The sequence below is a fragment of the Herbiconiux moechotypicola genome (assembly GCF_024979255.1).
GTDB lineage: Bacteria > Actinomycetota > Actinomycetes > Actinomycetales > Microbacteriaceae > Herbiconiux > Herbiconiux moechotypicola.
Window position 1 is genome coordinate 1 of record NZ_JANLCN010000030.1, and the last position, 1,265, is coordinate 1,265.

The following is a 1,265-nucleotide window of genomic DNA, read 5'->3' on the forward strand; positions in this document are numbered from 1 at the left end:
TTGACCTGCCCCACGGAAAGGGTTCCAGTTTCGGTGGCTAACTGGTGGCCTGATCCGGAAGGCTCATCCTCATGCCCCGTCCTTATCCGCCGGAGTTCCGTGCTCGCGCTGTCGCGCTCGTGCGGGCCGGCAAGCAGGCCAAGCAGACCGCCGTCGAACTCGGTATCCATCCCGTCACACTGTCGAACTGGATCCGCCAGGACGACATCGACAACGGTCGCCGGCCCGGTGTCCCGTCCTCGGAATCAGCGGAATTGCGGGCTGCGAAGCGCCGCATCCGCGAACTTGAGACCGAGCTGCTGATTGTCCGGCAGGCGGCGAAGTTCCTCGAGGAGGAACGTCCCCGCCCAAAAGGCTCTTCCCGGTGATCGACCGCCTCGCCGACGCCGGGATCCCGATCGACCGCTGCTGTCGCATCCTCGGGGTCGCTAGGCAGCACTATTACCGTGTCAAACGGAAACCCCTCACGCAGTCGGAACTGCGCCGGCAATGGCTCACCGGGCTGATCAGGGAGGTCCACGTCACCTCGCGCGGGACGTACGGTTACCGACGCGTGCACGCCGAGCTGACCATGGCGATGGGGGTCACTGTCAGCGAGCGGACGGTCCACAAGTTGATGCGCCTGGCCGGTATTTACGGGCTCCCCGGCCCGATACGCACCAAGCGGCTCCGCGGCGTTGTCACGTCCGATGATCTCGTGAACCGGAAGTTCGCCAGGCCTCGCCCAAACGAGCTCTGGGTGACCGACATCACGCAGCACCGCACGCGAGAAGGCTGGGTCTACTGCGCGGCGGTCCTCGACGCCTACAGTCGCCGCATCATCGGCTGGTCGATCGACTCGAAGCAGGACACCACTCTCGTCATCAACGCGCTCGACATGGCCATCCGGAACCGTCGCCTCGAGCCAGGCGGGATCGTTCATGCGGACCACGGCACGCAATTCACCTCGTGGCTCTTCGGGGAGAAGATCCGCTCAGCCGGACTCCTGCCCTCGTTCGGATCCGTCGGCGACGGGCTAGACAACGCAATGATGGAAAGCTTCTGGTCATCGATGCAGATCGAGCTACTGAACCGGAAGAAGTGGAAAACGAGAGTCGAACTCGCCAACGCGATCTTCGAGTACATCGAGATCTTCCACAACCGTCAGCGCCGACACTCCGCCCTCGGCTACCGCACCCCGATCGAATACGAGACACTCGAGATCAACAACATCCCCGCCGCAAGTTAGCCATCCGGACTGGAACCAAGATCGTGGGGCAGGTCAA

At 63.4% G+C, this 1,265-nt stretch carries 1 pseudogene; it reads left to right on the plus strand.

Annotated elements, in window-relative coordinates:
- Window positions 1–71 precede the first annotated feature (71 nt).
- Window positions 72–1,228 (plus strand): annotated as a pseudogene (locus N1031_RS20370) (IS3 family transposase).
- Window positions 1,229–1,265 lie beyond the last annotated feature (37 nt).